This window comes from Saccharothrix hoggarensis (assembly GCF_042678885.1).
Taxonomy (GTDB): domain Bacteria; phylum Actinomycetota; class Actinomycetes; order Mycobacteriales; family Pseudonocardiaceae; genus Actinosynnema; species Actinosynnema hoggarensis.
This window is the reverse complement of record NZ_JBHTLK010000293.1, coordinates 1-7,344: the sequence shown is the minus strand read 5'-3', so window position 1 is coordinate 7,344 and position 7,344 is coordinate 1. Positions and strand designations below refer to the sequence as shown.

Below are 7,344 nucleotides of genomic sequence, written 5' to 3'. Positions count from 1 at the left end.
TGACACCGGCGCGCCTGACACCGGCGCGCCTGACACCGGCGCGCCTGACACCGGCGCGCCTGACACCGGCACGCCTGACACCGGCACGCCTGACACCGGCACGCCAGTCCTCGGTGGACCTCAGGTCGTGAGCCGGCTCGCCACGCCGCGCCACACCACGTCCATCACGTACCGGGTCGCGGGCGCGGGCCCCACGTCGGGCCTGCGCTCGCACCACAGCGCCAACCGCTCGGTCGAGCCGACCACGATCTCCGCGAACGCCTCGGCCTCGACCGGCGACACGTCGGAGTCGAAGCTCCCGATGACGGCCGCGATCAGGTCGGTCTGCTGCCGCCGGATGCCCTCGACCTCCTCGACGGCCGACGGCACGGTGATCGCCGCCTCCTGCCGCAGCAGCGACCACGACTGCTTGTGCTCGGCGATGAACTCGAAGAACGCCATCAGGCCGCGCCGCAGCACGTCCTCCGGCCCGTCCGCGCCGGTGATCGCCTGCTGCGTGCGGTCGAGCAGCTCCGTGCGCGCCCGGTGGATGCACCCGATGAGCAGGCCCTCCTTGGAGCCGAAGTACTCGTAGAGCATGGGCTTGGAGACGCCGACGCGTTCGGCGATCTCGTCCATCGACGCCGCCAGGTACCCGCGCTCGGCGAACACGCCCTCGGCGATGTCGAGCATCTGCGCCTTGCGCTGGGCCTTCGGCATGCGCCGGCGGCGTGGCTCGGTCGTGGTCACAAGTCGAGACTACCGGAGGTAACTTACTTCGAGTAACCTACTGGGGAGTACGTAGCGGAGTGGGAGGACGGGCATGCACCGAGAGGTCAAAGTCCTGGTCGTCGGCACGGGCTTCTCCGGCCTGGGCATGGCGATCGAGCTGAAGCGCACCGGGCAGCACGACTTCGTGGTGCTGGAGAAGGCGGCCGACCTCGGCGGCACCTGGCGGGACAACTCGTACCCCGGCTGCGCCTGCGACGTCCCGTCGCACATGTACTCCTTCTCGTTCGAGCTGAACCCCCGCTGGTCGCGCATGTTCGCCCGCCAGCCGGAGATCTGGGACTACCTGAAGCGGGTGGCCGACAAGTACCGGCTGCGCGAGCACATCCGGTTCAACACCAAGGTCGAGAGCGCCCGCTGGGACGAGGACGACAAGGTCTGGCACGTCACCACCGGCAACGGCGACACGTACGCGGCGAAGTCCGTGGTGGCGGGCGTCGGCGCGCTGCACATCCCGAACATCCCGGACCTGGCGGGCATCGACCGGTTCCGCGGCAAAACCTTCCACTCGGCCGAGTGGGACCACGACTACGACCTCAGGGGCAAGAAGGTCGCCGTGGTCGGCACCGGCGCGAGCGCCATCCAGTTCGTGCCGCGGATCGCCGACGAGGTCGGCGCCCTGACACTGTTCCAGCGCACGCCGCCGTGGATCATGCCCAAGATCGACCGGGCCATCAACACCTGGGAGCAGAAGCTCTTCCGGGCCGTGCCGATCACCCAACGCCTGTACCGGAACTTCGTGTACTGGACCCGCGAGTCGAGCGCGCTCGGCTTCGCCGTCAACCCGAAGATCATGGAGTTCGCGCAGAACATCGCCAAGCGGCACCTGCGCAACCAGGTGCGCGACGAGGCGTTGCGGGCCAAGCTGACGCCCGACTACACGATGGGCTGCAAGCGCGTGCTGATCAGCAACGACTACTACCCGACGCTGAACGAGCCGCACGTGGACGTGGTGACCGACGGCATCGCCGAGGTGCGCGAGAACAGCATCGTGGACCGGGTGGGCGTCGAGCACGAGGTCGACGTGATCATCTACGGCACCGGCTTCCACGTCGTCGACTCGTTCGACTACCTCGACATCACCGGCAAGGGCGGCGTCGACCTGGCCAAGATGTGGCGCGAGAAGGGCATCGAGACCTACTACGGCATCACGGTGTCCGGCTTCCCCAACCTGTTCTTCCTGCTCGGCCCGAACACCGGCCTCGGCCACAACTCCGTCGTGTTCATGATCGAGTCGCAGATCCGGTACGTCCGCCAGTGCCTCGAACTGCTGGACCGCCACCACGCCGACGAGCTGGACGTGCGGCCGGAGGTGCAGGCGCGGTTCAACCGGCAGCTGCACCGCAAGCTGTCCAAGGGCGTGTGGACGGAGGGCGGCTGCAAGAGCTGGTACCTCGACGCCCAGGGCATCAACCGGACCGTCTGGCCGGGCTTCACGTGGCGGTACTGGATGCGCACCAAGACCGTGCGCGCCGAGGACTACACGCTGACGCGCGCCCGCCGGACCCGCGTCCCCGCCTGACGACGAAGAAGCCGCCTGGCCGCGAACCGGCCTGACGACGGCGAACCCGCCGGCCCCGAGTGGTGCGGGCCGGCGGGTTCGCCGTGTACTGAGCCGTGTTCCGAGCCGTGGTGTGCCGCGGTGGGGCGAGGGGCGTCAGAGTGAGACGCCGGCCGCCTTGGCCCGCTCGGCGCGCAGGCGCGTCACGTCGGCCAAGTCGAGCGGCGCGAGCTTCGCGCCGGTCGCCCACTCGATCAGCAGGTCGGCGATCTGCGGGTTGCGCGGCAGCACGGGACCGTGCAGGTACGTGCACAGGATGCGCCCCTGCACCGCGCCCTCCACCGAGCCGTCGTTGCCCGTGCCCACCTTGACGTGGGCCAGCGGCCGGGCGGACGGGCCGAGGACGGTGCGGCCCTGGTGGTTCTCGAAGCCGGTCAGCAGGCCCTCGAACAGCCCGTCGGCCGGGGTCGCGATGACCTCGCCGATGGCCCGGCTGCCGCCCGCGTGGGACGTCGAGTCGATCAGCCCGAGACCGGGGTGGGTCACCTGGTCGGCCCGGGTGAACGACTCGCCGAAGATCTGGATTCCCGCGCACACGCCGAGGATCACCGCGCCGCGGGTCGCCGCGCGCTGCATGCCGGGGTGCTCCCGCAGGTGCCGCACGGCCAACGTCTGCGCGGTGTCCTCGCCGCCTCCGACGACGTAGATGTCGCACGAGTCGGGCACCGGCTCGCCGAAGTTCACGCTGACGATCTCGGCGGGGATGCCCCGCCACGTCATCCGCTTCTCCAGCACGACCGCGTTGCCGAAGTCGCCGTACGTGCCGAGCAGGTCGGGCAGCACGAGCGCGATCTGGACCTTGCTGGTGGTCACTGGGCGGCCCTCGCGTTCAGGTCGCGGAATGCGGTGTAGTTCGCGATCACCTCGACCGCGCCGGGCGGCATGGCGTCGATGGCCTGCAACGGGTCGGGCACGATCGTGTGCTCGACCTCGGCGTAGGTCAGCCGGACCGCCAGGTCCGTCGCGCGCTCGCCGGAGGCGATCACCTGCCGGCCGCGCAGCCGCTCGAACGGCACGTCCCACAGCCACGACAGGTCGCGCCCGTCGGCCTCGTGCGCGTTGATCACGAGCACCGCCGGGTGGTCGGCCTCCCGCACCACGGTCAGCGTCTCGCTCCAGCCCGCCGGGTTCTTCGACAGCAGCAGGCGCGCGCGGTGCCCGGACCGCTGGATCGTCCGGTAGCGGCCGGCCACGTTCGACACGCCCCGCAGGCGTTGCACGGCCTCCTCGACCGGCACGCCGAGCGCGGCCGCGGCGGCCGCGGCCATCACCGCGTTGGCGAGGTTGAACTTGCCGGGCAGGCGCAGCGACAGCTCGACCTTCGCGCCCTCGGGCGTGACCAGGTAGCCGTCGCCGGTGACCCACTGCGGGCGCGGGCGGGCCAGGTCGCAGCCGGTGCACTGCCAGTGCTCGCCCTGCCACCGGATCGGGTCGCCGCAGCGCGGGCACGAGGCCGCGTCGTTGTGCCAGCCCGTGCCGGTCGACACCCACACGACGTTCGCCGAGTCGCGGGCGGCCGACGTGACCATGATGTCGTCGCAGTTGGCCACCACGACACCGGTCACCGACGACAGCGCCGTGCGCAGCGACTTCTCGATGGTGCGCACCTCGCCGACCCGGTCGAGCTGGTCGCGGCTGAGGTTCAGCAGCACCGCCACGGCCGGCGACGCGGCCCGCACGACCTCGGGGAAGTACCCCTCGTCGACCTCCAGCACCGCGTACGGCGCGTCGGGCTGCTTGGACAGCGCGGTCACGTGGCCGTCGGGCATGTTGGCGCCGCCGTGGTTGGTGGCGACCTCGCCCAGGAACGACACGGCGCGGCTGAGCATCATGGTGCTCGTGGTCTTGCCGTTGGTCCCGGTCACGAGCGCGACCGAACGGCCGGACGTCAAGTGGGCCAACGCCTGGGGGTCGAGCCGCAGCGCGACCCGGCCGCCGATCATGCCGCCGGCGCCGAGACCCATCTTCTGCGACAGCTTGGAACTCATGTTGCCCAGTCGCACGGCGGCCGCGGTGCGCAGCGGCAGGCGGGCTGGGTCTGCACCTGGAGTGTTCGGCAAGCGGACTTCCTGCATCGCTGAGGGGAGGGGGTCCCCCGATGCTACCGGGGCCGCTGGGCGTCCAACTCCCGCAGGGTCCGGATCAAGTCCACCGTGCTGAGCTGGCACAACTGGGCCATGTACTCCAGCGCGGGCAGGTCGAGGTGCACCTCGGCCGCCTGACCCGGCACGAGGTGGGCGAGCCGGCCCTGCGCCCAGCGGCGCAGCGGTTGGAGCTGGGGCCGCCCGTCGGCGACGACCGCGGCGAGGTCGACCGACAGGTGCCCGGTCGGCGCGTCACCGAACACGCGTTCGTGCACGCGCGCCAGGACCTGGTGCGCGGGCACGCCCAGCGCGACGCAGATCTCCACCAACCGGACCACCGAGCACTGGCGGGTGCCCAGTTCGTACGTGGCCAGCGTTTGCAGCGAGATTTCGCTCTGCAGCCGGCGGTTGAGCTCCTTGCGGGTCCATCCGCGCTGCTTGCGAAGGCTGCGGAGCTCATCACCGAGCACGCGTTGGTACGTCGCTGTGTCGATCTGCACCGTCAAGTCCTCCAGTCCGCCGGGGCCCCGACAGACCCCACGCAGATGGAAAGCGCGACTCGACCATCGCTTACGCGACTTCCCGGTTTTATCGCCCGATTAGGCTAATCGAGTAGTACCGAAAGTAGAGTTTCAGCGCTCCAAGGCGCTGGTCACGCCGGTCTCGCGGGGGCCGAGGAAGCGCGGGTCGGGCTTCGCCACGAGCCCGTCCCACATCGCCTTGCCCGACGCGACCGCCTCCCGGAAGTGCCCGTAGGCGGTCGTCGCCCGCCACCGCGACGACGTGTCGTGCCCGACGCCGAACGCCTCGATGCCCGCCGACCGGCACAGGGCCACCGCGCAGGGCAGGTGGAACTCCTGCGTCACCACGGTCGCCCGCTCCACGCCGAAGATCCGCTTGGCGCGGGTGCACGAGTCCCACGTGTCCAGCCCCGCGTAGTCGGCCACGACGTCGTCCTCGGGCACGCCTTGGTCGATCAGGTAGGCGCGCATGGCGCTCGGCTCGTCGTAGTCGGTGGTGCTGTTGTCACCGCTGACCAGCAGCACCTCGACCTTGCCCCGCCGGTACAGGTCGGCGGCCACGTCCAGCCGGCCCGCCAGGAACGCCGTCGGCGTGCCCGCCCGCGTCAGGCCCGCGCCGAGCACCAGCGCCACCGGCGCGTCCGGCACGTCCGCCGCCGTGTGCCGGTAGCCGGCGCTGCTCGCCTGCACCCAGACCCACGGCGTGGCCGCGAGCACGGCGAGCAGGCCGAGCGCGACCAGCACCCGCTTCCAGCCCACCCGTTTCCAGCCCAACCGCCTGGCGAAGTCCCCCACGACCTACCCCCACGTTCGACGACAGCGGCTCTGCGGTGACGGTCAGTTGACGCAGCGGACCCCGTCCGCCGTGATGGGAGGGCCGGTGGTGGTCGTCGGGTCCGGCTGCTGCGGCTGCCGCCGCGCGCCGTCCAGGCCGACCAGCGGCTCGCCCGCGAGGTTCTGCGTGCCCGGACCGGAGTAGTCGCCGCCCACGAACACGCGGGCGTGACCGGCCGGGACGTTGTCGTCCTGCTCGATCTCCAGCCCGCCGAGGGCCTCCGACACGGCCTCCGCGCCCGCCTCGCCGTCCACGCCGTACCGGACGACGGACGTGGCGAGGGGCGTGGAGTTGGCGGTGCCGCCGTCGACGAACCCCTTGGTCACCAGCGCTTGCAGCACCCGGCCGGCCAGCCCCGGCACGCCGGAGGCGTTGCGCACCTCGACGGTGACGGTGGAGTTGTCGATCGCGGGGGCCGCGGTGGTCGGCGCGTTCGGGTCGGCGCTGAGGTTCTTGAAGAACTTGCGCACCTCGCGCTCGTTCACCTCGACCGCCATGCCGTCCTCGGGCGTGTTCAGCTCGGGGTTTCCGGTCGGGATGGTCTCGAACTTGAGGTTGCCGCCGGTCAGGTCCTTCATCTGGCTGGCGAACCGCAGCACGTCCCAGCCCTGGTCCAGCACGATGGACTTGGTCAGCGCGTCGATCAGGGAGCTGAGCTTGCCCGGGTCGGACAGGGTGCCGGCGGAGAGGATCTGCTTGGCCAGGCCCGCCATGAACACCTGCTGGCGCACGATCCGGTCGAGGTCGCCGCGCAGCAGCCCGTGCCGCTGCCGGACGAACGCCAGCGCGTCGCGGCCCTGGATCTTCTGCTGACCCGCGGCGAAGTCGGCGCCGGAGAACTCGTCCCGGGTGGCCTGGTTGAGGCACACGTCCACGCCGCCGACGGCCTTGGTGATCTCGTAGAACCCGACCAGGTTGATCTCGGCGTAGTGGTCGACGGTGACGCCGGTCAGGCCCTCGACGGTCTCGATGAGGTTCCGCGCGCCGCGCTGCCGGGACTGCGCCTCGATCTCCTGCGGGTTGGTGACGCCCTTGCGCTCCAGCTCGGCGATCGCGTCGTTCTTGCCGTACCCGTACGCGGAGTTGATCTTGTGCCGGCCGTAGCCGCCGGCGATCGTCACGTACGCGTCGCGCGGGAACGACACCGCGACGGCCTTGCCGCCGTCGTTCGGCACGTGCATCAGGATCAGCGTGTCGGTGTTCAGGCCGCCCGCCGACTCGTCGCCCGCCTGGAGCTCCCGCAGGATCTCCTCGGGCAGCGGGTTGCCCTTGGCGTCGGTGCGGCTGTCCATGCCGACCATGAGGATGTCGACCGAGCCGTCGGCGGGCTTCTCGCCGCCGCCCTGGTCGCCGATCACGTCCGTCGTGGTGAGGCCGCTGGTCAACGACTGGAAGTTCGCCCACGCGTAGCCCGTGCCGAGGAGCACGATCGCGGAGAACAGCGCGAGGACCGAACGGCCGGCCACCGAGCCGCCGCTCGTGCGGCTCGCCGGGGGACGGCGCGGCGGACCCGTGCGGACGGGCGGACGCGGCCGCTGGCCGGAGGACGGTTGGTCGCCGGTCGCGGGGCGACGG

At 71.2% G+C, this 7,344-nt stretch carries 7 protein-coding genes; 1 reads left to right on the top strand and 6 read right to left on the bottom strand.

Translation table 11 applies throughout. From position 1 onward, the window contains the following. Nucleotides 1–120: 120 nt before the first annotated feature. On the bottom strand, nt 121–729 hold the full coding sequence (locus ACFQ3T_RS32595; RefSeq protein ID WP_380729314.1) for a TetR/AcrR family transcriptional regulator: 609 nt from the start codon (nt 727–729) through the stop codon (nt 121–123). 73 nt (nt 730–802) lie between these two features. Between ACFQ3T_RS32595 and ACFQ3T_RS32590 the strand changes: the two genes are divergently transcribed. Beyond that, nucleotides 803–2,290 (top strand): flavin-containing monooxygenase, encoded by a 1,488-nt coding sequence (locus ACFQ3T_RS32590; RefSeq protein ID WP_380729312.1) that lies wholly within the window; start codon nt 803–805, stop codon nt 2,288–2,290. Between the two features lie 135 nt (nt 2,291–2,425). On the opposite strand, the gene ACFQ3T_RS32585 is transcribed toward ACFQ3T_RS32590, so the two are convergent. From ACFQ3T_RS32585 to ACFQ3T_RS32565, 5 genes are all read right to left on the bottom strand, one after another. Further along, nucleotides 2,426–3,142, bottom strand: a complete 717-nt coding sequence (locus ACFQ3T_RS32585) for a type 1 glutamine amidotransferase (protein ID WP_380729310.1) — start codon at nt 3,140–3,142, stop codon at nt 2,426–2,428. Next, nucleotides 3,139–4,317, bottom strand: a complete 1,179-nt coding sequence (locus ACFQ3T_RS32580) for a Mur ligase family protein (RefSeq protein ID WP_380729308.1) — start codon at nt 4,315–4,317, stop codon at nt 3,139–3,141. The genes ACFQ3T_RS32585 and ACFQ3T_RS32580 overlap by 4 nt, the downstream gene beginning before the upstream one ends. Before the next feature lie 113 nt (nt 4,318–4,430). Then, complete coding sequence (locus tag ACFQ3T_RS32575) at nt 4,431–4,913, bottom strand: helix-turn-helix domain-containing protein (RefSeq protein ID WP_380729306.1); 483 nt, start codon at nt 4,911–4,913, stop codon at nt 4,431–4,433. Between the two features lie 132 nt (nt 4,914–5,045). Further along, complete coding sequence (locus ACFQ3T_RS32570) at nt 5,046–5,729, bottom strand: SanA/YdcF family protein (RefSeq protein WP_380729304.1); 684 nt, start codon at nt 5,727–5,729, stop codon at nt 5,046–5,048. Nucleotides 5,730–5,771: 42 nt separating this feature from the next. Beyond that, nucleotides 5,772–7,344 (bottom strand): LCP family protein (locus ACFQ3T_RS32565; protein WP_380729302.1); only part of this gene is annotated, 1,573 nt, incomplete at its 5' end.

Bases quoted from the DNA above. Each gene is read 5' to 3' on its own strand.
- ACFQ3T_RS32590 (WP_380729312.1), top strand. From the start codon at position 803: ATGCACCGAGAGGTCAAAGTCCTGGTCGTCGGCACGGGCTTCTCCGGC.
- ACFQ3T_RS32580 (WP_380729308.1), bottom strand. From the start codon at position 4,317: ATGAGTTCCAAGCTGTCGCAGAAGATGGGTCTCGGCGCCGGCGGCATG.